Here is a 25,259-nt window from a genome sequence, read left to right as displayed (position 1 = left end):
GGTCTCCTGTTTGTTGCTCAGGCGGCTTTCGCGGTTGCGATATGGGGATCGAGTTTTCCCGCGGCGTAACGTTTCGCCATCTCGTCCATGGCGATGACCTTGATCTTCGAGGCGTTGGACGCCGTCCCGAAACGCTCGAAGCGGTCCCGGCAAAGGTCACGCAAGGCATCCATGGCGGGTTTCAGGAATTTGCGGGGATCGAACTCGCGCGGGTCTTCCGTCGCGATGCGGCGAAACTGCCCGGCCATGGCCATGCGGCAATCGGTGTCGATGTTGACCTTGCGCACGCCGTAGCGGATCCCCCGCTCGATCTCCTCGACCGGAACGCCAAAAGTCTGGGGCATCTCGCCGCCGTATCTGTTGATGATATCCTGCAGCTCCTGCGGCACCGAGGACGAGCCGTGCATGACCAGATGCGTGTTGGGTAGCTTCTCGTGGATCGCCTCGATCACCTGCATGGCCAGGATGTCGCCGTCCGGCTTGCGGGTGAATTTGTAGGCGCCGTGCGAGGTGCCGCAGGCGATCGCCAGCGCGTCGACCTGGGTTGCGGTCACAAAGTCGACCGCCTGATCGGGATCGGTCAAAAGTTGGTCGTGGGAGAGCGCGCCCTCGGCGCCGTGGCCATCCTCTGCCTCGCTTTGGCCGGTTTCCAGCGAGCCGAGCACACCCAGTTCGCCTTCGACGGAAGCGCCGACCCAATGCGCCATGCGTGCGACGCGTTCGGTTATGGCGACGTTGTAGTCGTAGCTGGCCGGCGTCTTGGCGTCCGCCATCAAGGATCCGTCCATCATCACTGAGGTGAAGCCGTGGCGGATCGCGGAAAGGCAGGTGGCCTCGCTGTTGCCGTGGTCCTGATGGATGCATAGCGGGATGGCCGGGTGGATTTCGGTCAGCGCCTCCATCATCTTGGCCAGCATGATGTCGTTGGCATAGGATCGGGCGCCGCGTGAAGCCTGGATGATGACAGGCGCGTCGCAGGCCTTGGCCGCTTCCATGATGGCGAGGCCCTGTTCCATGTTGTTGATGTTGAATGCCGGTACGCCGTAGCCGTGCTCGGCGGCATGGTCGAGAAGCTGGCGAAGGGTGATGCGAGCCATTGTGAATCCTCCTAGATGATGAGCTTCAGCGCCGCTGCTGCAACCGCTTCGGACGTTATGTTGAAATGCCGGTAGAGGTCGGGGGCAGGGGCGCTGGCGCCGAAGCCGGTCATGCCGACGAAAGCGCCGGTCTCGCCGATCCAGCGGTCCCAGCCCAGCCGGGCCGCCGCTTCGACCGCGACGCGCGGCGCCGAGCCGAGGACGGCCTTGCGGGTGGCGCTTTCCTGCTCCTCGAAAAGCTCCCAGCACGGCATCGACACGACGGCGGCGGCGACGCCATGCTCGGTCTCCAGCCTTTCGGCGGCAGCAACCGCGGTCTCGACCTCCGAGCCGGTGGCGATCAGGGTGACGGCGCGGTGCTTTGCTGGCTCGCGCAGGATGTAAGCGCCCTGGCAGGAGCGGTTCTCGTCGCTGTGCGACCGACGCAGCATCGGCAGGTTCTGGCGCGACAGCACCAGGACGCTCGGCCGATCCTTGCTCTTCAGCGCGAGTTCCCAGCACTCCGCCGTTTCGATGACATCCGCCGGGCGGAAGACGTTGAGATTAGGCGTGGCACGCAGCATCGCAAGGTGCTCGACCGGCTGGTGCGTCGGGCCGTCCTCGCCGAGGCCGATGGAATCGTGTGTCATCACATAGATGACGCGCTGGCCCATGAGCGCCGAGAGCCGCATCGCGCCGCGCGCATAATCGGCGAAGCACAGGAACGTGCCGCCATAGGGCACGAACCCTCCATGCAGCGCGATACCGTTCATGGCGGCCGCCATGCCGTGCTCGCGAATGCCGTAGTGAATGTAGCGGCCGGCATAGTCACCCGGCGCAATGCGGTTCATGCCCTTGGTGATCGTCAGATTCGAATGCGTCAGATCGGCCGAGCCGCCGACGGTCAACTCCGTTGCGCCGTTGATGGCCTCCAGCGCCATTTCGGAGGCTTTTCGCGTCGCCGCCTTGGTCGCCTTCTCGACATGTTCGCGACGAAAGGCTTCGAGCGCTTCGAAGACCGTGTCGGGCAGTTCGGCGGCGACGGCGTTTTCAAAAGCCTCGCGCCGCGGCGAGGCGGCAAGCCGCTGCTCCCAGGCGCGCCGCATCGCTTCGCCGCGACCCGCAATCTCGCGCCAAGCGAAAAGGATATCATCCGGCACATCGAACGGCGCGTGGACCCAGCCGATGTTTTCGCGTGTCGCGGCGATCTCTGCTTCACCCAGCGGTGCGCCGTGCGTCTTCTCCGAACCGCCGAGATTGGGGGCACCCATGCCGATCACTGTGCGGCAGGCAATCAGCGATGGCCGATCCGACCGCCGCGCCGCCTCGATTGCCGCGGAGACTGCTTCCATGTCGTGCCCGGCGACACTTTGGACATCCCAGCCGGCGGCCTTGAAGCGCGCCGGCTGGTCCATCGACGTGGAGAGGGAGGTCGGCCCGTCAATGGAAATCGCATTGTCGTCCCAGAAGACGATCAGGCGGGAAAGCTTCAGGTGACCAGCGAGGTCTATCGCCTCGTGACTGATTCCCTCCTGAAGGCAGCCGTCGCCCGCAATCACATAGGTATGATGATCGACCAGATCGGCACCGTAGCGGGCGGCAAGCATGCGTTCCGCCAGCGCCATGCCGACCGCCGTGGAAATGCCCTGTCCGAGCGGTCCGGTGGTGGTCTCCACGCCAAGCGCATGGCCGTATTCCGGATGTCCGGCGGTGCGGCTGCCCAACTGCCGAAATCGCTGCAATTCCTCGATCCGCATGTCTTCATAGCCGAGCAGATGATGCAGCGCGTATTGCAGCATCGAGCCGTGGCCGGCCGAAAGCACGAAACGGTCACGGTCGGGCCAGTCCGGCCTCGACGGATCGATATTGATGAAGCGGTTGAACAGCACCGTTGCGACATCGGCCATGCCCATCGGCATGCCAGGGTGACCCGAATTCGCCTTCTGGACGCTGTCCATCGCCAGCGCTCGAATGGCGTTCGCCATGTCGCGCTCCGAGACGGGAGCGGCTGTGGTGACGGGCTTCAGTGCTGTTTGGCTGGTCATTGCATCCTCCTCACGACACACGGCTCTTGCGTTCAATCAATTGCAGGATGAGCGGCGTCAGGATCAGCTGCATGGCAAGATCGAGCTTGTTGCCTGGCACCACGATGGAATTTGGCCGCGACATGAACGAGTCGTGGATCATCGACAGCAGATACGGAAAATCGATGCCGCGCGGATTGGCGAAGCGGATAACCAGCATCGATTCGTCGGGCGTCGGAATCCAGCGCGCGATGAACGGGTTGGACGTGTCGACGATCGGCACGCGCTGGAAGTTGATGGCGGTCTGCGAGAATTGCGGGACGATGTAGCGGACATAGTCGGGCATCCGGCGCAGGATCACGTCCATCACCGCCTCGGTGGAATAGCCGCGGGTCGAACGGTCGCGATGGATCTTCTGGATCCATTCGAGATTGATGACCGGCACGACGCCGATCTTGAGATCCGCATGCTTGGCCAGATTGATCGTGTCGGTGACGACACAGCCGTGCAGCCCCTCGTAGAAGAGCAGGTCGCTGGGAGCGAATTCGCGCCATTCGGTAAAGGTTCCCGGTGGCGTGCCGTGCTGCTTTTCCTCTTCCTCATCATGAATGTAGGTGCGGGTCTTGCCGGTTCCGCGGCGGCCATATTCCGCGAACACCTCTTCGAGAATTCCGAGTTCGTTGGCCGCTGCATTGAAATGGGTGAAGTTCGGGTTTCCGGCCTTTTCCTCCTCGGCCACCTTTGCCTTCATCGCTGCGCGGTCGTAGCGGTGGAAGGCGTCGCCTTCGATGAAAGCGGCCTCGATGTTCTCGCGCCGGAAAATCAGATCGAAGATGCGCTTGACCGAGGTCGTGCCGGCGCCCGACGACCCGGTGATGGTGATGATGGGGTGCTTGGCTGACATGGTGCTGCTCAGGCTCTGAACAGGCCGCGGCGGCTGAACAGCGGCGCACGCTCACCGATGTTGCTCGGCTCTGTGTGGTAGCGGGTGATGCGCGCGACTTCCCGCGCCGACCCGAAGATCATCGGCACGCGCTGATGCAGGCTCTCGGGTTCGATTTCCAGGATGCGGTTGATCGCATCGGTGGCGGCACCGCCAGCCTGTTCTATGAGATAGGCGATCGGGTTGGCCTCGTAGACGAGGCGCAGCCGTCCCTGACCATAGCCCTTGCGTCGATCGCCGGGGTAGAGAAAAACGCCGCCGCGCATCAATATGCGGTAACAGTCGGCGACCAGAGAGGCGATCCAGCGCATGTTGAAATCCTTCTCGCGCGGTCCTTCGGTTCCCTCCAGGCAGTCGTCGACATAGAGCCGCACAGCCTCGTCCCAGTGCCGGTAGTTGGCGGCGTTGATGGCGAACTCCTGAGTGCGTTGCGGAATGATCCGGCTTTCATAGGCCTGGACGAAGGTGCCGAGCCTTGTCGAGAAGACGAAGACATGCGTGCCGCTGCCGAGCGACAGGACAAGTGCCAGCTGCGGCCCATATATGAAGAAACCGGCGCCTAGCTGGTTCACGCCCGCCTGCAAGAAAGAGGCGGCCGGATCAGCGTCCGGCGCGCCAGTTGCGGTCAGAAGCGAGAAGATCGTTCCGATCGATACGTTGGTGTCGATGTTGGAAGAGCCATCGAGCGGGTCGATCGCGATGGCGAGTGGCCCTTGCCTGTCGAGCAAGACTGGCTGCTCCAGTTCCTCGGAGGCGTAAAGCGCGACCGGCGCACGGCGCATGGCGTCGAGGAAGATGTCGTCGGAGAAGACGTCGAGATCCTTCTGAACGTCGCCATCGGCATTGGCGCCACGGGTTTCGGCAAAGGCGGCGCCGAGCACCCCTTGGTTGATGGTGTTGCGGACCTTGATGGCGGCCTGTGTCAACTGACGGACGGTCGTCACAACTGCCGAGCGGAATTCGTCAGGCTGGCCGAGATAGGAGTTCAGAAAAGCGTCGAGCGTTGCCGCTGGCATCGTAACCTCCCGGTCCGGCCGCATCTCCTCGGAGCGGCTGGACTGGAGGAATGGAAACAAACGTCGCGAGATAAGTAAAATTCAATAACTTTACCTATCCAGTAAAAATAATTTAGTATGCCGCATGAGGAACCTTACGCTCAAGCATTTCAAGACCGTCCAAGCAATCATCAAGTGCGGCAAAATTGTCAGCGCGGCCAAGGTGTTAGGTCTGTCTCCTCCAGCTCTGACAATCCAGCTGCGGCAAGTGGAGGAAGAATTCCAGCTGGCTCTGTTCGACCGAACATCGGACGGTATGCGTCCCACTGCCGCAGGTCTGGCTTTCGTCGAGACAGCGCAGGTTATCGAGGAGCATCTCGGTTTGCTCGAAGACAAGATGGATGCCATCAAGGGCGTACGCACCGGCAGCTTGAGGCTCGGTGTCGTTTCCACCGCCAAATATTTCGCGCCGCGGCTGATGGCTGCGTTCATGAAGGACCATCCCGACATCGACATGCGGCTTGCCATCGGCAATCGTGCCCAGACGATCGACAACCTCAGGAACCACGACATCGATATCGCGCTGATGGGGCGTCCGGCGAAAGAGGTTCCGGTGCGTGCTTCGGTCTTCGGCGATCACCCGCTGGTCATCATCGCGCCGCCCGACCATCCGTTGGTGGCGGCGCGCGATATCTCCAAGGAGCGGATCGCGGAGGAGCATTTCCTTATTCGCGAGCCCGGCTCCGGAACCCGCATCTCGTTGGAAATATTCCTGAGCGACGTGCCTGGGCGCATCGACGACCTCGGTGTCGAGATGGCCTCGAACGAAACGATCAAACAGGCGGTGATGGCTGGTCTGGGCATCGCCTTCATCTCTGCCCACACCATCGCTGCGGAAACCGAAGCAGGCCGGCTTGTCATCCTCGACGTTGTCGGAATGCCGATCCGCCGACAATGGTTCTCGGTGATGCGAACCGATCACGCGATCTCGCCGGCGATGGCCACGTTCAACGATTTCCTGATGCGCAAGGGCGCGATGTACCTGCCCCTTTTCGGAAAGCTGTATCCAGACAAGGCGGGATGACATCGCACGAACGCAACGGATGAAAGTCCGGTGGAGAACGCCCGCGATCGTTGGTGTTATATAAGCGATATGTTATGTTGCAGTGCGAAAGAGCGGGGGACCACGTCCTTTCACACCCGTAGGCGATCTGTATGTGCACCCCTGCGGATTGTTCGGAAACCTCCCGGGTAGGGTTCGGGAATTCGATGGGGAAAAAGGGGTAATGCTTTACACACTCGTTATGATGGTCTGCCTGACGGATGTACCGCGGACCTGCGAACAACGCGAAGAAATGGTGGACGGTCTGGCGATGAATCCCGGGACTGCCTTCATGCAGGCGCAGCCGCTGGTGGCGAGGTGGATCGAGACGCATCCCGGTTATTTCGTGCAGCGCTGGCGTGTGCTGCCTGGCAGGGAGTCATGAGACAGGCGGCCAAGGTCTATTTCTTCACGACGAGCGTTTCCGAGACAGTCTTCGACAACTGGTAAAGCCGCTGCTCGATTATCGTTGGCACATCGCAGACATAAGTCAGCGACTGGACGCGTTCGTGGAAAATTCGCGTCGCGAAATTCAGCTGGTCGGTTCGCCGTTCGACATCGTCCGGATCTGCATCGGCCTTGGCGCGCAGCGCGTCGACTTCGGATGCTTCCTTGCGCAACTGTGCCGCCATTTCCAGCTGTTTGTGGGCATAGCGCGAGATGCCGGAGATCACGTGCGAGCGCTCGGTGTCCATGTGATCAAACATTCCCTGCACCAGCATCGTCATTTTTGGTGCGACCTGCTCGCGCGGCAGGGAAGTCGCGAAATCCTTGATCTCCTTCTGGGCTTGCGCAATCGGCATCCGCCGGGCCGCCACCGCATCGACAAGCGCCGACACGCCAGCATCCTTCGCCCAATCTTTTGCGGTCGCAGGAAGCTCCGGCCCATTCCAGATCTGGCCAAGCGAGAGTTGTGGCACCTTACGCTGTATGCAGGGCCAGTCGGGATCGGTGTTTGCCGCGCCGGCGCCCCCCATCGAGGCAAGTGTGGCGACCAGAACCAGAGTGTGAGCAAGCCTCATTCTCGCCATCAGGCGTTTCCTCCCATGTCCTGTTTGCGGATCACCAAACCGCGCGAAGGGTCGTATGCGATGATGGCGCCGCCCAGAAACAGTAGCGTGCAGCCGGCCACGACGCCCAGCGACAGCCACTCGATCTGCCCGTAGAAGGCAAAGCGGATCAGCTCGACGGCATAGGTGAACGGGTTGCAGAGGCAGATCTTGTAGAGCAGGGGGCTCGCCTCCTGGATGCGCCACAAGGGATACAGCGCCGGAGACGCGAAATAGCCGGGAAAGATGACGAAGTTCATGATGCCGGCGAAGTTTTCGAGCTGCTTGATCAGCGAAGACAAGAGCATGCCGAGCGCGCAAAGCATCATGCCCGACAGGAACAGTGCCGGCAGCACGTAGAGATAGCCGAGCGGCGGCGCCTTGACGCCCCACAACCAGGCAACGATCAGGAACGCGTAGACCTGCACGATCGATACGGCCACACCGGCCAGCATCTTCGACACCAGCAGGAACCAGCGCGGAAACGGGCTGACCAGCAGGATGCGCATGTTGCCCATCTCGCGGTCGTAGACCATCGACAGCGAAGACTGCATGCCGGAAAACAGCAGGATCATGCCGCAAAGGCCCGGTGTGATATAGACCTCGTAGAGCACATAGGTCTTGTAGGGCGGGATGATCGACACGCCGAGCACCTGGCGAAAGCCGGCGGCAAAGATGAACAGCCAGACGAGCGGCCGGACCAGCGAGGAAATGAAGCGTTCGCGCTGATGCAGGAAGCGCAGGCACTCGCGCAGGACGACGCCTTTCAGGCAAATGAGATAGTGGCGCAGGCCGAATGGCTCAGACCGCACCGGCATGATGCCGGCGACCTTTCCGGGCACCGCAGGAGCGCTCATGGCGACGTCTCCGCCATGCCCGCCGTATCGACGCGGCTGAGCTTCGAAAAGGTTTCGCGAATCGAATTTCCGCCGTTCGCACGGATCACATCCGACACCTTGCCGCTCGCGACCAGGTCACCCCGCCGCAGTATGACGACATGGTCGGCGTCTTCGACTTCATCGATCAGATGCGTGGCCCAGAGCACGCCGATGCCCTCTGCCTGGACGAGCTTGCGGATGGTGGCGAGGATGCCCGCGCGAGACTCGATGTCGAGGCCGACGGTCGCCTCGTCAAGCAGGAGCAGGGAAGGCCGGTGAAGCAGCGCCCTGGCGATTTCAATGCGCCGCATCTGACCGCCGGAGAGGCTGCGTGCCTTGTCATGCTGGCGGCCCTGCATGTCGACCGTTTCAAGCAGCGCGGCAATGCGCTGGCGAGCTTCGTGTCCGCCAATGCCATGCAGTGAGGCGTGGTAGGAGAGATTCTGGTAGACGCTAAGGTCGAGGTCGAGCGTGCGTGCCTGGAACACGATGCCGACCCGTCTGAGTGCTTCGCCGGACGCGCGGCGAATGTCATGGCCGAAGATGCGGATCGATCCGTGACGCGTGTCGTAGAGGTGGCTTATCAGTGAGAACAGCGTTGTCTTGCCGGCCCCGTTGAGGCCGAGCAGAACGGTGAAAGTCGCCGGCGCGATCGAGAAGGAGACGTCGTTGAGCGCCCGCTTCTGGCCATAGGAATGGCTGACGGCACCGACATCGAGCGCCGCCACCCCGTCTCCCGGTCCGCTTGTCCTCATATGCTGCATGCCGGGTCGCTCCTTCAGGACGTGTTGGCTATCTGGCGCCCTGATCGCCTTTGGTTCACTTGATCGTAATCTTGCCCTTCAGTCCCTTGTCGGCGAGGTCGGGAACCGACCAGGTGTATTCGCCCGGGCGAACGGTATGGAACTGCACCTGGATCGTTCCCGCATCGTCGAATTCCAGCCAGGCCGGTCCGCCGTCCATATGCACTTCCAAATCGTTGATGACGATCTGGTCCATCCAGACATTGCGGAAGAGGTCGGTCACGAACTTGTATTCGAAACCGCCTTTGGAGGTGATCTTCCAGCGATAGCCCTGGCCGGCGATCAGCTCGAAGTCCTTCTGATTGACGGCATAGGTGGAATCGGCCGAACCGATAATCAATTCCGGCAGGTTCTTGCTGGCACGCGACGGTTTTGGCGTTGCATCGTCGGCGCTTGCTCCGATCGGAGCAAGGACAAATCCGGCGAGTGCGGCGAAGAAAAACCTGCGGCAAAGTTTCATGTCTCGAGCCTCCCGATGATCAATGTCTGCTATTTGGGCGAAATGACCACACCCCAGGGCTGCTGGCCCACGGTGAGCGATTGGACCGGCTCGTCGGTGGCCGTGTCGATGAAGGTGATATCGTTGGAATTGCCATTCGTGGTGATCAGCGTTTTCTGGTCGGGCGTGAAGGCCAGATGCCAGACGCGCTGGCCGACGAGGATGTATTTCTCCACCTCGTAGGTGTCGGTATTGATCACCGCGACATGGTTCGCCGGGCCGAGCGCGACATAGGCTTTCTTGCCATCGGCGCTGATGGCGATGCCTACCGGCTGGATGGTTTCGGCCCGCAGTCCCTGAATCGCGAACTGGATCTTCTTCACCACTTCGCGTTTGGCGTTGTCGATGACGCTGACGGTGCCGCCGACCTCGGCGCTGACCCAGACCTGCGAGCCGTCGGGCTTGAAGTCGGCGAAGCGCGGGCGCGTGTCGACCAGCACATTGTCGGTCACCTCATGCGTGCCGGTGTCGATGAAATGCGCCATGCTGGTGGTTTCCGAGGTATTGACCATGGTCTTGCCATCGGGGCTGACACCCATGCCTTCCGGTTCCACGCCGACCGGAATCTCGGCCAGGACCTGCTTGCTTTCGACGTCGATGGCGGTGACGAGATTATCGTCCTCATTGGCGACATAAAGCGTCTTGCCGTCCGGCGAGAGCACGAACAATTCGGGATCGGGGCCGGATGGCAGCGTACCGACGATTTCAAGCGTCGCGGTATCGATGATCTGGACCGTATCGTCATCGCTGGCGCATAGATAGACGAATTTGCCGTCATGCGAGATGGTGATGCCGCGTGGCCTCTGGCCGACTTCGACGGTCTTCACCACCTGCATCGTCGCCGTGTCGACGACGGTCATCGTGTTGTCCTTCTCGTTGGAAACGTAGGCCGTATAAGCCGATGCCGGACCGGCTGTCAGGGCGGCCGCAAGAATGGCGAATGCGCAAGCTCTTTTCTGCACGCAAATTCCTCCCGATTGACTCTACTTGAGAGCGCATTTCGTTTCCGGCTGATCGACACCGAGCGTGTCGAGTTCGGAGACCTGGTGAAGATAGCCCTCTTGCGGCGATGTCGAGACGACCGACTTGGTGTCGCCAAGCAAGATCGGCTGGCGAAGCTGGAGGTTCCATTTGCGGAAGGTCAGCTTCTGCCCCTTGAAAGCAGCAACCGAAAAATCGTCGGAACGCATGTAGTCGCTGATCTTCTTCGCATCGTCGCCCTTGGTGCGCGTGGTGGCCTCGCCGACGGCACGCACCGCCGTCCAGGCCGACATGTCCTTGGAGAGCATCCGCCGGCTCGTCGTCTTCAGGAAGCGGCTCTGCATCTGGATGCCGCCCCATTGTTCGCTGGCGGGATGCCACGACGATGCAACCAGACCGGCCGTGCCGGCGACCAGCCGCGGCGTCCAGGTGCGGTAGGGCACGTAGGTGCCGAAAACCTCGCTTTCGTCGGCGACAAGCACCACGTCATGCTCCGGCAAGTCTTGCGTGAACACGGAAATCTGCTGCTGTATCTGCGTGGCGCCGGTGTCGGTGCGCCTGGCTGTGCCGGTATCCTTGAATTCCTTCTCGGCGACGATCTGGCCGCCGAAGCGGGTTGCCGCGCGGCGCAACGCATCGGCGTAGAGATGATCCTGCTCATGCGATCCATAGAGCAGCACCCAATTCGGCCACTTCTTCACCATGAGATACTGCGCCAGCGCATCGGCCAGCATGCTGCGGGTCGGCGCGATATGGAAAACGTTGACGCGGCAGTCCTCCTCGCGAAGGCTGTCATCGGTGGCGCCGACATTGAAGATCAGCACGCCTTTGTCGCGGGCGATGTCGGCGATCGACAGCAATTGTTTGGCTGAAAGATCGGCGACCACATAGCGGTCGCCCTTGGCGATCATGCCTTCGAATGCCTGAACCGCGTCGCCGTCGGGTTTGATCTCGGTCACGTCGAGGGTGAATTTCTGGTTGGTGAACTTTCCGGTCGTATTGTTGTCGCCGATCGCCACCTCGGCGCCGGCGACACCTTCGTCACGTGGCGGCAGGTCGAGCATGGAAAGCGTCAATTGCGGTGCGTAGGCCCGCAAATAGCCTATCTTGATTTCAGTTGTCTTTTTTTCCGGCTTCGCCGCCGTTTCCTGGCCTGTCGCGTCGGAAACGTTGACGGTCAGGGAAAAAAAGCACAAAAAGGCAGCGAGAGTGCCTGGCACCGCGCTCGTCATCGATAGTAATTACCCATTCTTGCGCAAAGGTTCGACGGTTGCCGGACCCGCGCCAAGTCAAGGTGCCCATGATCAGCTTAGCCGACCCGCAAAATTTATCAAACCCTATCGGGGGACTTTTCGCGACTGCCAGAACGGTGCGGAAGGTCGCCAGCGTCGATTTGCATGGCAACACCGGCGAGACGTGGCGCAGGGGGATCGACTGCCTCTATAAAAACGTCTTGTCCTCCAAACTGGAGAAACTGTTCAGATGACCAGAATGCTGGCCAGCGTCACCGGTATCGAAGAGGCGGAGATCGCTCTTTCTGGAGGTGTCGACATCGTCGACCTGAAGGATCCGAAGGCGGGAGCCCTGGGCGCGGTTTCCACGGAAACCATGCGCCGAACGATTTCGTTCATCGCTGGTCGGGCTCCGGTCAGCGCGGTCTGCGGCGACCTGCCGATGGAACCCGAAACGATCCGCGTCAAGGCCGACGAGATCGCGGCGACCGGCGTCGACTATGTAAAGATCGGATTTTTTCCTTCGGCAAATATCTCTGCCTGCGCACAGGCGCTCGAACCGCTCGCCGCACGAACGAAGCTGATTGCCGTGCTGTTTGCCGATCTGGCGCCGGACTTCGAGCTTCTGCCGATGTTCGCCAGGCATCGCTTCCATGGCGTGATGGTCGATACCGCGCAAAAGGGGAAGGGCCGGCTGCTCGATCATCTGCCGCCGGAGCGTATTCCGGGATTCGTCGATCGAGCGAAATCGCTCGGTCTGATGGTCGGCCTGAGTGGATCGCTGGAAGCTCCGGATATTCCGCGCCTCTTGCCTTTCGCTCCCGATTTTCTCGGCTTTCGGGGGGCGCTGTGTGGCCATTCCGGTCGCACGAGTTCGATCAGCGCCGAGGCGGTCTCGCAGATTCGCGAGTTGATCCCGGCGCAATCCGGGACCGGCGGTCAATCGAGTATCGACTATCGCCTGTTGGCGGCGAGAGGCTATTCGCCCGACACCGATCCGGCACTGGGCACGGACAGGATTTTTGTGCGGGATTTTGTTCTGCCGGTCCAGATCGGTGCCTACAGCTTCGAGCATGGCCATACTCAAAAAGTGCGCTTTGATGTGGCCGCCGACGTGCTGCAAATCACCGAGCATCCCGAGGACATGCGCCATGTGTTCTCCTATGACATCATCATGGACGGCATTCGCACCATCGTCGCACGGGGCCATATCCAGCTCAGCGAGGCTTTGGCCGAGCAGGTGGCAGCGCACGTCCTGGAGAACCAGCGTGTCGTGCGCGTCACGGTAAGGGTGGAAAAGCTCGAGCTCGGCCCTGGCGGCGTCGGCGTCGAGATCGAACGCAAGCGCCAATCGGCGGGACGCGGTGCTGCCTCCGGCACTGCTGGCCGAAAAGACCGAAGCGTTGTTTTCCGGCCGCGCCAGGAACGCCCCGAAATGCTTCGACGGGCCATCGTCAAGCTTGGCGGCAGCACGGCCCATGCGGCGGAGATGAAGAGTTGGATCGCAGCGCTGGCGGGTTCCAGGCTGCCGATCGTCATCGTGCCCGGCGGCGGCCTCTTTGCCGATCATGTGCGCGAGACGCAGACCCGCATGGATTTTTCCGACACCGCCGCTCATGCCATGGCGATGCTGGCCATGGAGCAGTTCGGCCATGTCATCCTCGACCGGGACGAAAGGCTGACGCCGGCACGGTCGCTGGACGAGATCGGGCGAGCGTTGGAGGCGGGGAAGGTTCCGGTGTGGCTGCCGTCGTCACTGGCACTGCCGGCGCTGGATGTTCCGGCCTCCTGGGACATTACCTCCGATTCTCTGGCCGCCTGGCTTGCCGGCAAGCTTGGCGCAAACGCGCTGTTGCTTATCAAGCAGACCGGTGCGTTCTTCGACAGCGATACCGCTGACAGCCTGAGGGCCCGAGGCATTGTCGACCCAGGCTTTGCCGCCATGCTGCCCGACGGCGTCGATTTCCATCTCGCCGGTCCGAAGGATGCCGCCGAGGCCGGCGCAATGCTCGCGTTGGGCAAGCTGCCCGGCATCAGGATCGTGGCTTCAACAGGGTCATCGGCAAAGAAGGCGGGCTAGCCGATGGTGAAGCTGCATGTGCCGCGCTGGGCGTGGGTTTTGACGGGTTCCGGGCATTTTTTTACGGAGAGCTTCGCACTTGTTCGCCAACTCGAACATTGCGATGTCTTCGTGTCGAAGGCCGCCAACGAAGTGCTGCGCATGTACAAGCTTAAACTTGATTTCCCGGAGACCACGCGCGTGCTGCACGACAAGACCGCGAGCGCGATCCCGGTCGGCGAATTCTACCACGGTGTCTATCACACCGTCGTGGTGGCGCCGGCCACGTCCAACACGGTCGCCAAATGCGTGCATGGCATTTCCGACACGCTCGCCACCAATGTCTTTGCCCAAGCGGGAAAGTGCCGTGTGCCAGCCATCGTCTTTGCTTGCGACACCGCGCCGGAACTCGAAACTCAGGCACCGCACGGGCTGGTCAAGGTCTATCCGCGCAGGATCGACCTGGAAAATACCAAACAGTTGAAGAGTTTCGAGCGGACCCTGGTGGTCGAGTCGCTCGCTGATCTCGAAGCCTCGCTCACACGGCGCCAGGCCGAACTCGCAAGCGATGGCTGAGCGGCTGGTTTTTCTTACCGGCCATCTGGCCAAGGCGCGGCTGGAACGGCTGCTGGCCGGGCTGGGCAGAACCGAATTCGCGTGGGAAATCGTCGACGTCGGCGTCAAGGTCGCCGCGTTGATGAGCGAGGACATTGTGAAGCGTCGGCTCACTCTGACAGGAGACGTCGGCCGCGTCATCCTGCCCGGACGCTATCGGGGAAACATCGAGCACCTGTCGGAGCATTTCGGCGTGCCCTTTGTGCGCGGCCCCGACGAGATCGCTGACCTTCCACCCTTCCTTGGCCGGGCTGGCAAACCGCCGGATCTCACGCGTCACGATATGCGCATCTTCGCCGAGATCGTCGATGCGCCGATGCTGTCGGTCGAGGCACTGATGGCGAGGGCTTCGATGCTGGCTGCGGCCGGCGCCGATGTCATCGATCTGGGCTGCCTGCCGGAGACGCCGTTTCCGTTGCTGGCGGAGGCTGTGCGAGCGCTCAAGGCACGGGGATTCATGGTCAGCGTCGATTCGGCCAGCGTGGACGAACTGACGATCGGGGCACGCGCCGGCGCGGACTATCTTCTCAGCCTCGATGAGAACACGCTGCCGTTGATCTTGGATCATAGGGCTACGGCGGTGTTGATACCGTCCATCCCCGGCGATCTGGATTCGCTCGGCCGGGCCATCAAAGCCGCGCAAAAGGCCGGCGTCGCCTTCATCGCCGATCCCGTGCTCGACCCGATCCATTTCGGCTTCGCCGTTTCACTCGGGCGCTTCATCGAGGCGCGGCGCCGCTGGCCGGACGTCGAATTGCTGATGGGCACCGGCAATCTCACCGAATTGACCGACGCGGACAGTTCCGGCGTTACGGCCGTTCTAGCGGGACTCTGCTCGGAACTCCGGATCCGAAACGTGCTGGCGGTGCATGTCAGCCCACACACGGTGCGGACGATCGAGGAGCACGATATCGCCCGCCGCGTCATGTTGGCTGCTTGCACGGACGGCGCGTTGCCGCGCGGCTATCACCCAGGCCTGCTGCAGGTCCATGATCGCAAGCCTTTCACAGCCTCAACCGACGATATCGAGGCATTGGCGGCCCATGTGCGCGACGCCAACTTCCGGATCGCGGTAGCGGAGGACGGCATCCATGTTTTCAATAGCAAAGGGCATGCGGTTGCCACGGATGCGTTCGAACTTTTTGCCGGGCTGGACGTCGACGCCGATGGCGCACACGCTTTTTACCTCGGCGCGGAACTGATGAAGGCGGAGATCGCGTGGCGCCTCGGCAAGCGTTATGTGCAGGACGAGCCGCTCGCATGGGGCGTTGCCGCGCCGGCTCCCGAAACCGACCGTACCCGTCTTGCCGAGCCGGGCAAGACGCTCCGCGCAAGGAAAGAGCGCTAGGACCATGCCCTACATTCGCGAATCGATCATCACGACTGTCAACAAGGCAGGCAACGTCCACATCGCGCCGATCGGCATTATCGCCGAGAATGACGGCTGGGTGATTGCGCCCTTCCGGCCGTCGGTCACGCTCGACAATCTCGCCGAAGTGCCGTTCGCCATCGCCAATTATACCGACGACGTGCGTGTCTTTGCCGGCTGCCTGACAGGCCGCAAGCATTGGTCAACCGTTCCGGTTGAAGGGTTTCCGGTGCCGAGGCTCGAGGCGGCACTGGCGTATTCGGGCTTCGAAGTCCAGGCGGTCGATGACAATGGCGTGCGCCCCCGCCATTTCTGCCGCGTGGTGCGGGAGGAAACGCTCGCGCCTTTCACCGGCCTCAATCGAGCCAAGGCGGCGGTGCTTGAGCTGGCCATCCTGGTCAGCCGGCTCGGCATGCTGCCGCGCGACAAGATCGAGGCGGAAGTCGCCTACCTTTCGATTGCCATCGAAAAGACCGCAGGCGAGGGCGAAAAGGAAGCCTGGGGCTGGCTGATGCAGCGTGTCAGCGATCACTTGACCGCCAAAGATTCCCGGAGCGAGGACGCGCGGGCATAGGCGCGAGCGCCGCAACATGCTTAGGAAGGATATCCCGCCAAAAGCGCGACCGCGGACGCGGGTGCCGCGCTGCTCGCTTGCCCGCGAACGGTGTCATCGGCGGGGATGATGTCGGCGAAATCGACGTAACTGCGTTCCATGCGTTCGGCCAGTCGCCTGATCTGCCAGCGACCGCTTCCGGCGCCGACGATCGGGACATGCCGAGGCAGGGTTCCGGCAACCAGCGACGCTGCATCGTGCACTTTGCGCAGTTGCTGCTCGCTGAACCAGCGCGCGACTTCACCCCATTCCGGCGGCGTCAGGTCGGTGGCGTCGCGCCCGACCATGCGCGCCAGCCGCGCGATCGAGCCGTCCACGGTCTTTTCCTTGCCGTCGGCGGGAGGGTGCCTGTCGTCGTCCTCGTCGAGCACGCCCAGGATGCGGTGAGCGTCGGCGATCGAGGCGAAATACTCGTTCATCAGCGGCGTTAGCCTGCCATGGACGGGAGCCGACGAGGCTACGCCGAACAGGAATGTCCTGGTAAAGCCGGTATAGACCAATTCGCCGGTTAGAAGCCGTCCGGCATCGGTGTAGCCGTCATTGGCCACGGCGCCGTTCTTGATGGCGATAATATCGGTGGTGGTGGAGCCCATGTCGACGAACAAGGCATCGCCGGCGAGTTTTGCCACCAACAAGGCTGTCGCGTGCCAATTGGCGGAAGCCACATCGGCGGCCAGCTGCGCTGCCCGCTCGACTCCGACGAAACCGGATGGTCCGGCATAGACCAGCTTTTTGTCTGTGGGGAAATGGTTGGAAATCTGACCCAGAAGAGCCGTTACGCCGGCATCGCGGGACGGAAAGATGTCCGACAATTCGCCTGTCATGGTGAATGCGTTGAGATCCGCACCCGCGTAGATCGGAGCCGTTTCGTCGAGGGCTGAAGCCAGTTTGTGCAGCCCTTGCCAGAGCGGCGTTGCGATCGTCACCGCCTCGACGATGCGACCGTCTTGTGCGCGGGTCACCTTCAGATGCGCGCCGCCAATGTCGAAACCGGCAATGATGCCCTTTCTTTTTTCCACGCTTCAAGCTTTCATGACGGGAGCAATTGGTCGGTGAAAAAAGCGTTGCGTATCATTCCGGTTCTCGACCTGAAAGACGGCGTGGTGGTTCGCGCCCAGCAGGGAAAACGCGATCGCTACAGGCCGATCGTTACGCCTCTCAGCCGAAGCCCTGATGTCGTCGCGGTCGCTGAAGGACTGCGTGGGCTTTATCCTTTTTCGACCTTCTACGTCGCAGATCTGGACGCTATCGAAGGCGGAGCGCCAAACAGCGACGCACTCGCCCGGCTGAGGACGATGGCGGAGCCGCCGGAACTTTGGGTCGATGCCGGCGTGGCCGACGAGAAGACACTTTTGGCGGCGCTTGCCGAACGCTCGCTGTCTCCTGTTCTGGGTACCGAATCGCAGCGGGACGACATGTTGCTGCGGCGTTTTCGCGATCATCCCGATCTCATCCTGTCCCTTGATTTCGTCGGCGATAGTTTTTGCGGACCGCGTTCTCTTCTCGATGAGCCCGAGCTTTGGCCGCAAAAGGTTATTGTCATGACGCTGGCCAAGGTCGGGGCGGCCGCCGGTCCCGACTTCGGGCGGTTGCAGGAGGTCAAGGCCAAGGCCGGAAATCGCGCCGTCATCGCGGCCGGCGGCGTCCGAGATGAGAACGACATCAGGGCCTTGTCCGCCATGGACGTCGCCGCGGCGCTGGTCGCAACCTCATTGCACAACGCTACGCTTACACCCGGCCGCCTCGCATCACTCGGCGCCTGATCATCGTTGCTCGTCGACTCCCGAAGGACGTGCGCCCTTCGGGAGGTGACGTTTCAAAAGCCCAGAACTTTTTTCAGCCGGCGCAACAGACCATCCGTCTCAGAAGAGGGTTTTTCCTGTGCGGGGCTGTCTCTTGTCTAGGCTGCGAACGGATGCTTGACCTTGTCGCGCTGGGCCGTTGCTTCGGCGGCGGTCGGGGTTCCTGCAACGGCGCGCTGGATAGCTTCCTTTGTCGCCTCGTAATTGTATTTCTGGATCTTGGCGTCGTCCGCCGCGTCCCAATGGATGAACACCCCGACGCAGATGAACACGTCGTCTGCTTCGTTGGCCGGAATGGTCCCGTCCGCAACGCTGTCCTGCACGGCCTTTGCCACGGCGTGCTGTGCCGGGCCGAACATCTGGACCGCCTGTTTGGCGCCCTTGATCGTGACCTTGTTGAACATCACGGTGTTGGGTTTGCATTGAAGATTGGGCGCGATCACCGCCAAAAGCGAAGTAAAGCCGTCCTTGTTGTTGGTAAGCGCGTTGCAAAATGCCGTTTCGACCGCGCTCCCCCGCGGGCCGATGAGCAGGTCGACATGCGCGACTTCGTTGCCGTCTCCCACCAGCGATTCACCGACCATAACCTTTGAGATTTTTGCCATGCCAATTTCCTCCAAGACACAATTATGATGTCCACGGACGCTGCAACCGAGCAGGCGCTCGATGGACAGCTATCCTTGTTGGCAGCGTCCGGATTTGCCCGGACCGGTTGGCTAGATAGCCGCGGAAGCACAGCTTCCGCTTTTGGAAGTCAAGCACCAACGCCGCGATTATGCAAGGTGAGGGCGAGGGTGTGGACTAAAAGAGTAGCCACGGTGAGGTCGGCCGAGGTGCCGGGGTTGATGTTGTCGGCCTTCAGCCGGCGGTCGAACTCCATGAGCAGACGAATGCGCGATGGCTCGTCGCTCTCGGCATGGAGCGCCGCCTGAACGGCAACGGCTTCCTGCCGCGCCTGATTTGCGACGTCAACGCCGTGCTTGCGCATCACATGGCTGTCGGGGAAGCCGGCGAGAAACGCCATGTAGGCGAATACCGTCGGCCACATGCCGGTTTCTTCGCGTGCCAACGCTCCATCCAGCGCGGCGAGCCCGACCCCGAACACGTCGCCGAAACAGTTGCCGTACTGGCGGGCGATCGTGTCGCGGTCGGCGGCCTCCCGCATCGCGTCCAGCAAATGAACCTTCGGCTCCTGCCGCACATCGTTGGCGGCTTCTCCGAGGCCGCCTGGCGCGGCCGTGACGATCGCCTCGAATACCGCCTTGGTATCCTGCACGCTCAAAGCCCGAAGCAGCGAGTCGAGATTGTCTTGCAGTCTGTCACCACCCATTTCGGCGGCGCATATCAGAGGTCCTGTGAGAAGGATGATTCCGAGATTGGTATTGGTTGCGACCGCCAGTCGTGTCGCTTGCACCGCCTCCAGCATGCGCTGTCCGACCGGCAGACGAGGATCGGTCAGCGGCCCGGAAGAAACCTCCGCACTTGTCATGAACTGGGCGGCGGACATGCCGTGTCCGTCGGCGAACAGATGGACGTTGCCCGGTTTGAGGGCTTCGATCTCCATCCTGCAGGCATCCTTGTAGCTGGCCCGGAGGTATTCACGCGAAAGCGCCACCCCAGCGGCCCTCACGAATTCGCAGGCGCGGCAAAACGGTAGGGCCGCGGCGCGGCGGCCGCTTCGGCGCGGTCGGTCAGGAGTTTCAGCAAGGCATCGGCGATTGCCTCGGCGATGTTCACGGCGACCACCGATTGCAATCCCGACCAGGCGGGCATGCTGTTCACTTCGAGTATGAACAGATTGCCGTCTTCAGCCCGCACGATGTCCACGCCGGCAAAATCCGCGCCGACCGCGGCTGACGCAGCGACAGCCAGCGATGCCAGTTCCGCCTTGCCATGTTCGGAAACCTGTTCCGGCACGCCACCCCGGTTGACGTTCGTGATCCAGTCGTCGCTGATGCGGCTCATCATCGCCACGGTCTCGCCGGCGCAGACAAAGACGCGGAAATCCCGGAAGGGCGGACCGGCACGCGACACATATTGCTGAAGGTAGTAGACGCTGTTCACCTCTTCTGCGGCCGGCAGGTCCGAGAGCGTGCGGATCAGCTTTATCCCGCGGCCTTGCGCCCCAAACAATGGTTTCAGCACCAGCGGTCCCCGCGGAAGCTCTTGCGCCGCGACCTCCTCGGCGACGGCAAGTCCTTCTACAGCAAAGGTGCGTGGCGTAGGCAGGTCGGCATTTTTCAAGAGGAATGTCGTCATCGACTTGTCGACGCAGCGCTCGATCGCCTGCGCGGAATTCCACACGGGAACCGACAGTCTGCTTAACGCGTGCAGCACGCCGAGGCGCCGGGTAACCGCTTCGAACGATCCGGCGGCAATCGAACGAACGAGCACGGCGTCGGGCAACGTGCCGCCGAAGCCGGGGATCGAAAGTCCGCTCGGGCTGCTTGTGTCGAATGCGATCGCCGCCAACGGCACGGCTGCAACGGCCGCGCCCCGCCGACCAAGCGCTGCCGACAGGCCGTTCGAGCCAGTGTCCACTTTGTCGCTGACGATCAGGATGCGAGGGATCATGTGGCGCCTCGGGTACGGGAACCTCGGAGGCGCGAGCGATTCCGCGCCCCAATGGCCGCGTCCGCGACCGGGCTGCACGAAATGCAGTCGTCGGGCAGGCGAATGACGGACGAATCCCTTGGCACCGCCATCCTCTTAGCCGAGACTCCGTTCGAGCATCTTCAGATCACGCCGACCGGCGCGAAACGTATCGCCGGTTTCGATCGCTGTCACGATCACTTCGGCCGGGCTGAACAGCAGCGGGTCGATGGCATAGAAATCGCCCTTGAACCGCGTGAAGATCTCGGCGAAGGGTTGGCCGTAGTCCCGTGAGGCGCTGCTGGGAAGTTTTTCCGCGAGTTTGCCAGCCTCTTTCGCCGATCCTTTCACGAAGAGCTGGACGCTGCCGCCATAGATGATGGCATCGTTGGTTCGGCCCATGGCGGTCAGGAAGTCCGGATGGGGGGCGGGGATCGGCGCCGTTCCGATGCCGTCGACAACGTTCTCCAGCGGGAATTTGAGATCGTTGATCTTGTGCAGGGCAACCTCGAGCGCGCGCGCAACGATCTGCACGCCGCCGGCAAGACTTTGTGTCGGCGCATAGAGGAAGGTGAGCTTCTCCGTCGCCAGTCCAGTTGCCTTGCCGACTTTCTCAACGATCGCGCGGGGAGGCGGTTCGGCCGTCTCCAGGATAAGCACCGCGGACGATGCGATGTCGCGATAGGAAAGTGTCTCGAACAGCGGTTCGACACGGGCGAGGGCCCGCGCCGGTCCAGATCCCATGGCGAAATAGTCCTGGCCAGACAGGTTCCAGCCCGCATATTGGCTGCCCAGGCAGGCTAGCACCGGCTGCGACGATCGCGCTTCGACGGTGAACGGCCATTGCTGTGACGCGCGATCCATGAACACCGAAACGCTGCCGAGACCGCCCATCGCAGCCTCAGCCATGCGCAGCCCGGCTTCGACGCTGCCGACGGTCTTGGCGCCGGCATCGATCAGGCGTTCGCCCAATGGCCCCCTGGAAACGACGATACGCAGGCGTTCGGCGTCGCCGATCATGCCGTCAACGATGCGCTGTGCATTGTCGTTCAGGAATGCCGAACCGTCTTTCATGTCCGGTCTCCTTCCCATTGGAGTTGCAATTGGCTGGCTTGTCCCTTGATGAGCCGCTTGGTCGATTGGACGCTCGGCCCGCGCGCGAAGACCGTGCAGACAGGGTCGCCGGCAATCAGACGGGTGCCGGCCGACTGTTGGTCCGCGGTCCATTCAGGCCAGGCAATCGACGGAAAGTGAGTGATTGGCGTCGCGGCGTAGGTCACCATCGACGCCATCGAATCGAGGAAGCGCGGCAAGCGGAAGACGTGACCCGTCGCGGCGCGCAGATGCGCTTCGATCAGTGGCGCGTCGACATCGTCGAAAATGTCGAGGGTGGCGCCCGGCCTCGGATTGATCTCGATGAACGTGTAGCCATCCGGCCCGCGGATGAGATCGGCGCTGCACAATCCGACCAGGCCGGCGCGTCGCGTCAGACTTGAGAGCCAACCGCCGATAACCGCCGCCTGTCTGCGATCGAAGCGTCTCAACCGCACGGCGCCGCCGTAGCGATAGGGCGCTGCCGGGGAGGGGGATGTCCATTGTTGGCTGAAGCCCGCGACGTGCGCGGTTTGGCCATTGCCGACGAACAGGGCCGAGATGCTGCGTCCGGCAACGAAACGCTGGAAGTAGCGGCCGGTGGTCGGGCTTTCGCCGGCAGCCCGTCTGACGTGCCCACCGCCGGCGCCGCCCGCGGTCTTGACCACCCAGTTCTCCGGATCAGGCGGCTGGTCCCATCGCAATTGCGGATGCGGGATACCGAGTTCGGTGCAGTCATCGGCCAGCAACTGCGGATCCTTGATCCTGCGGATCGCGGCGCCGCCATTGCCTGCGAGCGGAAAGTGTCGTGCGATCTCGTCCACGGTCTCAGGCATCCGCTCAAACCCAGAGCCCAGGATAATGGCGACCGGCAGGTCGTCTCCAGCCAATCGCCGAAGCGTGTCGACGATGCGCTCGCCATCGATGCCTCCCTGCAGGTCGCCCGGCAACATCGTCGCGCGTTCTGCGAGCGCTACGGTGTCCGTATCGCAAAAGAAATCGGCAACTAGCGGACGATAGCCGGCGCGGCGCGCGGCGGCGGCCAGCGCCCGGCCTGAAATTGCCGCGATCAAGAGAGATCCGGCGTTACTTGGCAATCTCGCGTGCAAGGGAAAAGGCTTCCTGAAAACCGAGCGTGATCGTCTTTTCGGATTCGATCATTCTTTTGAAGAGACCGAATTCGACCTTATATTTGACATTGCCAATGGCAAGCGGACCAATGCCGACAGCTTTTGCCGCTTCGAGTGGATCACCATTGGCATTGACGGCCAATCCTTCGATACCGGCCGGGGGAACGGCATTGACGTCGGCCGCAATAAGCAGGTCATTGCCTTTCAACTGGGCTTTGGAGACCACCTGGACGCCAGCTTTGGCGCAAGCCAGGATAATTTCGTTTGCCTCGACCAGCTTTGTCTTGCGTGCGTCGCTCGATCCGTCAGCGGCATCGACGATGATGTTGAATCTGCTTTCGATCTCGGCAGCGATCTGCTTGACCCTCTCGATGCCGTCATGGCCGACAAGTGTGACCCGGGCACCTTCCCCTGCCGCGATGACGGCGGTGCAGAAGCCGACGACGCCGGTGGCACCGAAAACAGCCACCCTCGTATCCCTGAGCGCACGCTGGAATTTCTTCTCCAGCGCCTTTTCGACCTTGGCCACCATCGCCGCGGCCGTGGTGAACGAGCCGGCCGGATCGGCAAACACCGAAACCTGGAAAGGCGGCACCATCGCCTTCTTCGCGGCGTCGAACATGTCGAGCGCCAACGAGGCGTCCTTCCCGGCGATGAAGATGCCGGTGTCGACACCCGCATCCGGCGGGCGCGAAAAGATCGCGTCCTGGACCAGGCCTGTCACTTCGGCGAGGCTTACATCGACATAGGGGACGACCGCGTCGAAACCTGCGTCGAGCGCCATGTTCACGTCGAAGGGGCTCATCTGCTTCAACGGTGTCAGCATGTGCAGGATGTGTTTGCGGGCCATTTCTTGCCTTTCTGCCTGAAACGGGAGCGTCAGCTGCCGACGAGATTCAGCCTGGTTGAGCTGATCTTCGCGCCGGAGTTCCTGCCCTTGACGATCTTGATCTCAAGGCCGTCCTCAGTTGCTGTCCTCCGAACCGCGTCGACAAACTTGAGTGCGGAATCATGCGATGGCGCGAAGGCAAAGCCTGTCGGCCCCCAGGAACTCTGGCCGATGCCGACGGCGCCTGCTTCATTGAGACGGTGGGCCGCCGTCTCGACCCGCTTCGAGGTGAACACGCCGCCCTGCGCCGGGGCGAAATGGCTGCCGATCAGCATCTGTATCGCGGTGACGGCGGCGCCGAATGCCGGAAGGTCCCGCTCGACCAAAGCCGGCATAATGCCCATCAGCACCCTCCGGCAGATCTCCCCACTGCCTGCCGTTGGGAATGGCGGCAGCGAACGAAACGCCGCGACCTCGGCAGCGCCATGCAGTCCATGCCCGGAATGGTCGAGGATAAGGATGACGCGCCACTCTTCCGGAAACGGCAGCCGCGCGACGACCGGAGGCGTTCCGCCGCGGTCGTTCTTGCCGGCGTCGACTATGACGCCGCCGTCTTCGAAACTTGCGATGCCGATGCCGGATCGGCCGCCCCGCTCGAGCAGGCTCGCATCGCCGGCGATGTCCAGAGGCAAATTGTGGAGAGTGCGCAACGCCGAGGCGACGGCAAGGGCGATCTGCGTGCCGGACCCCAGACCCGCATGACTGGGGATCGACTGCTCGACCACCAGATGGTGCTGGCCGCGAATGCCGAGATGCTTGCAGAGCGTCGACAGATGCTCGCTGGCGCGGGTGCTCTCGGAGCCTTCGACGATGGTTTCGCCGGACCGCGACAGGGTGACGACGGTTTCGGGTTCGCTCAATGGAAGCCCGACGCTGCCGAACCGCCGTCCGGCATCGCCATTGAGATCAAGGAAGCCAAGGTGCAGGCGAGCGGGCACTCGTATGGTAACAGAATTCGACATCTGCCCCCCGATGGGTGCATCATGGATGCATCATGGAAGTTTAGGTGCCCGGTACCATGATAACTGTTTTCGTCGATGGGGCAAGCCAAAGAGAATGCATCCAGGTGTTTGCTGGCTCCGGCGTGTAGACAGACCGAGCAATTCGCGGAGGTCGAGATGAACGAGACAGTCAAGGAAAAGGTCTATTCGGAAGCCGAGATCGCCGAGCGGCTTGAGAAGGAGCTGCCAAAATGGCGCTACGAAAACGGCTGGATCCGGCGCAAATACAAGACCCACAGCTGGAAATCGACGCTGATGGTCATCAACACGGTTGGCCATCTCGCCGAGGCGGCGTGGCACCATCCCGATATCACCGCCTCCTATGCCTGGGTCGAGGTGCGCCTGATGAACCACGCGGCGAAAGGCATTACCGACAAGGATTTCGAGTTGGCGAAAAAGATCGAGGATGTTGTCCAGTGGCAGCCGGCCAAGGAAGGCGGGGCACTGGAGGGCACTCCGCTGACCGATCAACGCTTCGCTTATGTCAAATATGACTAGGCAGGGTCGGAATTTGT

Annotated in this window: 26 protein-coding genes; 8 read left to right on the top strand and 18 right to left on the bottom strand. The window is 62.1% G+C overall.

Translation table 11 applies throughout. The features are described from left to right. Positions 1-17: 17 nt before the first annotated feature. From fba to MESCI2_RS0112605, 4 genes are read right to left on the bottom strand one after another with little or no spacing between them, the layout of a single operon-like run. The gene (fba, locus tag MESCI2_RS0112620; RefSeq protein WP_027036919.1) at positions 18-1,097 is read right to left on the bottom strand and encodes a class II fructose-bisphosphate aldolase; all 1,080 of its coding nucleotides are present in this window, start codon (positions 1,095-1,097) and stop codon (positions 18-20) included. An 11-nt stretch (positions 1,098-1,108) separates the two neighbouring features. After that, the gene (tkt, locus tag MESCI2_RS0112615; RefSeq protein WP_032900688.1) at positions 1,109-3,121 is read right to left on the bottom strand and encodes a transketolase; all 2,013 of its coding nucleotides are present in this window, start codon (positions 3,119-3,121) and stop codon (positions 1,109-1,111) included. A gap of 10 nt (positions 3,122-3,131) precedes the next feature. Continuing rightward, the gene (locus tag MESCI2_RS0112610; protein ID WP_027036917.1) at positions 3,132-4,004 is read right to left on the bottom strand and encodes a phosphoribulokinase; all 873 of its coding nucleotides are present in this window, start codon (positions 4,002-4,004) and stop codon (positions 3,132-3,134) included. A gap of 8 nt (positions 4,005-4,012) precedes the next feature. Next, on the bottom strand, positions 4,013-5,059 hold the full coding sequence (locus MESCI2_RS0112605) for a class 1 fructose-bisphosphatase (protein ID WP_027036916.1): 1,047 nt from the start codon (positions 5,057-5,059) through the stop codon (positions 4,013-4,015). A 124-nt stretch (positions 5,060-5,183) separates the two neighbouring features. Here MESCI2_RS0112605 and MESCI2_RS0112600 point away from each other — a divergent pair, with 124 nt between their 5' ends. Both MESCI2_RS0112600 and MESCI2_RS01000000134635 read left to right on the top strand, forming a co-directional pair. Further along, positions 5,184-6,122, top strand: coding sequence for a LysR family transcriptional regulator (locus MESCI2_RS0112600; RefSeq protein WP_027036915.1), 939 nt, complete (start codon positions 5,184-5,186; stop codon positions 6,120-6,122). 202 nt (positions 6,123-6,324) lie between these two features. After that, positions 6,325-6,525 carry a hypothetical protein gene (locus MESCI2_RS01000000134635; protein ID WP_032900686.1) on the top strand — a complete coding sequence of 67 codons (201 nt, stop codon included), beginning with the start codon at positions 6,325-6,327 and terminating at the stop codon, positions 6,523-6,525. Positions 6,526-6,541: 16 nt separating this feature from the next. On the opposite strand, the gene MESCI2_RS0112590 is transcribed toward MESCI2_RS01000000134635, so the two are convergent. Genes MESCI2_RS0112590 through MESCI2_RS0112565 form a run of 6 tightly spaced genes read right to left on the bottom strand, consistent with a single transcriptional unit; the run spans position 6,542 to position 11,582 of the window. Then, a complete protein-coding gene (locus tag MESCI2_RS0112590) occupies positions 6,542-7,117 on the bottom strand; it encodes a hypothetical protein (protein ID WP_245270314.1) in 576 nt (191 codons plus the stop codon). 53 nt (positions 7,118-7,170) lie between these two features. Next, a complete protein-coding gene (locus tag MESCI2_RS0112585) occupies positions 7,171-8,007 on the bottom strand; it encodes an ABC transporter permease (protein ID WP_050580490.1) in 837 nt (278 codons plus the stop codon). A gap of 35 nt (positions 8,008-8,042) precedes the next feature. Further along, positions 8,043-8,831: an ATP-binding cassette domain-containing protein gene (locus tag MESCI2_RS0112580; RefSeq protein ID WP_027036912.1), complete on the bottom strand. Its 789-nt coding sequence runs from the start codon at positions 8,829-8,831 to the stop codon at positions 8,043-8,045. A 55-nt stretch (positions 8,832-8,886) separates the two neighbouring features. Further along, positions 8,887-9,330 (bottom strand): hypothetical protein, encoded by a 444-nt coding sequence (locus MESCI2_RS0112575; protein ID WP_023810411.1) that lies wholly within the window; start codon positions 9,328-9,330, stop codon positions 8,887-8,889. A gap of 29 nt (positions 9,331-9,359) precedes the next feature. Continuing rightward, the gene (locus MESCI2_RS0112570; RefSeq protein WP_027036911.1) at positions 9,360-10,331 is read right to left on the bottom strand and encodes a YVTN family beta-propeller repeat protein; all 972 of its coding nucleotides are present in this window, start codon (positions 10,329-10,331) and stop codon (positions 9,360-9,362) included. Between the two features lie 21 nt (positions 10,332-10,352). Further along, complete coding sequence (locus MESCI2_RS0112565) at positions 10,353-11,582, bottom strand: ABC transporter substrate-binding protein (protein WP_027036910.1); 1,230 nt, start codon at positions 11,580-11,582, stop codon at positions 10,353-10,355. A gap of 250 nt (positions 11,583-11,832) precedes the next feature. On the opposite strand from MESCI2_RS0112565, the gene MESCI2_RS1000000138820 reads away from it, so the two are divergent. The 4 genes from MESCI2_RS1000000138820 to MESCI2_RS0112540 are packed head-to-tail and all read left to right on the top strand — an operon-like array spanning position 11,833 to position 16,199. Next, the gene (locus MESCI2_RS1000000138820) at positions 11,833-13,662 is read left to right on the top strand and encodes a (5-formylfuran-3-yl)methyl phosphate synthase (RefSeq protein ID WP_081738706.1); all 1,830 of its coding nucleotides are present in this window, start codon (positions 11,833-11,835) and stop codon (positions 13,660-13,662) included. A 3-nt stretch (positions 13,663-13,665) separates the two neighbouring features. After that, positions 13,666-14,217 (top strand): flavoprotein, encoded by a 552-nt coding sequence (locus tag MESCI2_RS0112550; RefSeq protein ID WP_013532041.1) that lies wholly within the window; start codon positions 13,666-13,668, stop codon positions 14,215-14,217. Next, positions 14,210-15,604, top strand: a complete 1,395-nt coding sequence (locus tag MESCI2_RS0112545; protein ID WP_027036908.1) for a DUF6513 domain-containing protein — start codon at positions 14,210-14,212, stop codon at positions 15,602-15,604. Before MESCI2_RS0112550 ends, MESCI2_RS0112545 begins: the two co-directional genes overlap by 8 nt. Positions 15,605-15,608: 4 nt before the next feature. Beyond that, positions 15,609-16,199: a DUF447 domain-containing protein gene (locus tag MESCI2_RS0112540; protein ID WP_027036907.1), complete on the top strand. Its 591-nt coding sequence runs from the start codon at positions 15,609-15,611 to the stop codon at positions 16,197-16,199. A 20-nt stretch (positions 16,200-16,219) separates the two neighbouring features. Here the strand turns inward: MESCI2_RS0112540 and MESCI2_RS0112535 are convergent, their stop codons facing one another. Further along, complete coding sequence (locus MESCI2_RS0112535; protein ID WP_027036906.1) at positions 16,220-17,257, bottom strand: hydantoinase/oxoprolinase family protein; 1,038 nt, start codon at positions 17,255-17,257, stop codon at positions 16,220-16,222. Between MESCI2_RS0112535 and MESCI2_RS0112530 the strand changes: the two genes are divergently transcribed. Then, positions 17,207-18,001, top strand: a complete 795-nt coding sequence (locus tag MESCI2_RS0112530; RefSeq protein ID WP_245270312.1) for a HisA/HisF-related TIM barrel protein — start codon at positions 17,207-17,209, stop codon at positions 17,999-18,001. The two genes, MESCI2_RS0112535 and MESCI2_RS0112530, sit on opposite strands and share 51 nt — an antisense overlap. Before the next feature lie 137 nt (positions 18,002-18,138). Here MESCI2_RS0112530 and fae read toward each other — a convergent pair whose 3' ends face one another. The 7 genes from fae to MESCI2_RS0112495 all read right to left on the bottom strand — a co-directional run bounded on the left by fae (position 18,139) and on the right by MESCI2_RS0112495 (position 24,705). Beyond that, positions 18,139-18,645 (bottom strand): formaldehyde-activating enzyme, encoded by a 507-nt coding sequence (gene fae / locus MESCI2_RS0112525; protein WP_013532036.1) that lies wholly within the window; start codon positions 18,643-18,645, stop codon positions 18,139-18,141. A gap of 149 nt (positions 18,646-18,794) precedes the next feature. Then, the gene (locus MESCI2_RS0112520) at positions 18,795-19,655 is read right to left on the bottom strand and encodes a triphosphoribosyl-dephospho-CoA synthase (protein WP_027036904.1); all 861 of its coding nucleotides are present in this window, start codon (positions 19,653-19,655) and stop codon (positions 18,795-18,797) included. A gap of 11 nt (positions 19,656-19,666) precedes the next feature. Continuing rightward, on the bottom strand, positions 19,667-20,614 hold the full coding sequence (locus MESCI2_RS0112515) for an ATP-grasp domain-containing protein (protein WP_027036903.1): 948 nt from the start codon (positions 20,612-20,614) through the stop codon (positions 19,667-19,669). Between the two features lie 135 nt (positions 20,615-20,749). After that, positions 20,750-21,706 carry a methenyltetrahydromethanopterin cyclohydrolase gene (mch, locus tag MESCI2_RS0112510; protein WP_027036902.1) on the bottom strand — a complete coding sequence of 319 codons (957 nt, stop codon included), beginning with the start codon at positions 21,704-21,706 and terminating at the stop codon, positions 20,750-20,752. Then, a complete protein-coding gene (locus MESCI2_RS0112505) occupies positions 21,703-22,797 on the bottom strand; it encodes an ATP-grasp domain-containing protein (RefSeq protein ID WP_050596546.1) in 1,095 nt (364 codons plus the stop codon). Before MESCI2_RS0112505 ends, mch begins: the two co-directional genes overlap by 4 nt. A gap of 13 nt (positions 22,798-22,810) precedes the next feature. Further along, positions 22,811-23,704 (bottom strand): NAD(P)-dependent methylenetetrahydromethanopterin dehydrogenase, encoded by an 894-nt coding sequence (locus tag MESCI2_RS0112500; RefSeq protein WP_027036900.1) that lies wholly within the window; start codon positions 23,702-23,704, stop codon positions 22,811-22,813. Between the two features lie 29 nt (positions 23,705-23,733). Further along, positions 23,734-24,705, bottom strand: coding sequence for a beta-ribofuranosylaminobenzene 5'-phosphate synthase family protein (locus MESCI2_RS0112495; RefSeq protein ID WP_027036899.1), 972 nt, complete (start codon positions 24,703-24,705; stop codon positions 23,734-23,736). Positions 24,706-24,861: 156 nt separating this feature from the next. Here MESCI2_RS0112495 and MESCI2_RS0112490 point away from each other — a divergent pair, with 156 nt between their 5' ends. Further along, positions 24,862-25,242, top strand: a complete 381-nt coding sequence (locus tag MESCI2_RS0112490) for a 4a-hydroxytetrahydrobiopterin dehydratase (RefSeq protein WP_027036898.1) — start codon at positions 24,862-24,864, stop codon at positions 25,240-25,242. Positions 25,243-25,259 lie beyond the last annotated feature (17 nt).

The sequence above is a fragment of the Mesorhizobium ciceri WSM4083 genome (genome assembly GCF_000519305.1).
In the GTDB taxonomy this organism is placed as follows: Bacteria; Pseudomonadota; Alphaproteobacteria; order Rhizobiales; family Rhizobiaceae; genus Mesorhizobium; species Mesorhizobium ciceri_B.
This window is presented reverse-complemented; position numbering and strand designations above follow the sequence as displayed.

What these genes read in the sequence shown, in the direction of transcription:
- fba (WP_027036919.1), bottom strand. Translation starts at nt 1,097, where the DNA reads ATGGCTCGCATCACCCTTCGCCAGCTTCTCGACCATGCCGCCGAGCAC.
- tkt (WP_032900688.1), bottom strand. Translation starts at nt 3,121, where the DNA reads ATGACCAGCCAAACAGCACTGAAGCCCGTCACCACAGCCGCTCCCGTC.
- MESCI2_RS0112610 (WP_027036917.1), bottom strand. Translation starts at nt 4,004, where the DNA reads ATGTCAGCCAAGCACCCCATCATCACCATCACCGGGTCGTCGGGCGCC.
- MESCI2_RS0112605 (WP_027036916.1), bottom strand. Translation starts at nt 5,059, where the DNA reads ATGCCAGCGGCAACGCTCGACGCTTTTCTGAACTCCTATCTCGGCCAG.
- MESCI2_RS0112600 (WP_027036915.1), top strand. Translation starts at nt 5,184, where the DNA reads ATGAGGAACCTTACGCTCAAGCATTTCAAGACCGTCCAAGCAATCATC.
- MESCI2_RS01000000134635 (WP_032900686.1), top strand. Translation starts at nt 6,325, where the DNA reads ATGCTTTACACACTCGTTATGATGGTCTGCCTGACGGATGTACCGCGG.
- MESCI2_RS0112590 (WP_245270314.1), bottom strand. Translation starts at nt 7,117, where the DNA reads ATGGGGGGCGCCGGCGCGGCAAACACCGATCCCGACTGGCCCTGCATA.
- MESCI2_RS0112585 (WP_050580490.1), bottom strand. Translation starts at nt 8,007, where the DNA reads ATGCCGGTGCGGTCTGAGCCATTCGGCCTGCGCCACTATCTCATTTGC.
- MESCI2_RS0112580 (WP_027036912.1), bottom strand. Translation starts at nt 8,831, where the DNA reads ATGCAGCATATGAGGACAAGCGGACCGGGAGACGGGGTGGCGGCGCTC.
- MESCI2_RS0112575 (WP_023810411.1), bottom strand. Translation starts at nt 9,330, where the DNA reads ATGAAACTTTGCCGCAGGTTTTTCTTCGCCGCACTCGCCGGATTTGTC.
- MESCI2_RS0112565 (WP_027036910.1), bottom strand. Translation starts at nt 11,582, where the DNA reads ATGACGAGCGCGGTGCCAGGCACTCTCGCTGCCTTTTTGTGCTTTTTT.
- MESCI2_RS1000000138820 (WP_081738706.1), top strand. Translation starts at nt 11,833, where the DNA reads ATGACCAGAATGCTGGCCAGCGTCACCGGTATCGAAGAGGCGGAGATC.
- MESCI2_RS0112550 (WP_013532041.1), top strand. Translation starts at nt 13,666, where the DNA reads ATGGTGAAGCTGCATGTGCCGCGCTGGGCGTGGGTTTTGACGGGTTCC.
- MESCI2_RS0112545 (WP_027036908.1), top strand. Translation starts at nt 14,210, where the DNA reads ATGGCTGAGCGGCTGGTTTTTCTTACCGGCCATCTGGCCAAGGCGCGG.
- MESCI2_RS0112540 (WP_027036907.1), top strand. Translation starts at nt 15,609, where the DNA reads ATGCCCTACATTCGCGAATCGATCATCACGACTGTCAACAAGGCAGGC.
- MESCI2_RS0112530 (WP_245270312.1), top strand. Translation starts at nt 17,207, where the DNA reads ATGCGCGCCGCCAATGTCGAAACCGGCAATGATGCCCTTTCTTTTTTC.
- fae (WP_013532036.1), bottom strand. Translation starts at nt 18,645, where the DNA reads ATGGCAAAAATCTCAAAGGTTATGGTCGGTGAATCGCTGGTGGGAGAC.
- MESCI2_RS0112515 (WP_027036903.1), bottom strand. Translation starts at nt 20,614, where the DNA reads ATGATCCCTCGCATCCTGATCGTCAGCGACAAAGTGGACACTGGCTCG.
- mch (WP_027036902.1), bottom strand. Translation starts at nt 21,706, where the DNA reads ATGAAAGACGGTTCGGCATTCCTGAACGACAATGCACAGCGCATCGTT.
- MESCI2_RS0112500 (WP_027036900.1), bottom strand. Translation starts at nt 23,704, where the DNA reads ATGGCCCGCAAACACATCCTGCACATGCTGACACCGTTGAAGCAGATG.
- MESCI2_RS0112495 (WP_027036899.1), bottom strand. Translation starts at nt 24,705, where the DNA reads ATGTCGAATTCTGTTACCATACGAGTGCCCGCTCGCCTGCACCTTGGC.
- MESCI2_RS0112490 (WP_027036898.1), top strand. Translation starts at nt 24,862, where the DNA reads ATGAACGAGACAGTCAAGGAAAAGGTCTATTCGGAAGCCGAGATCGCC.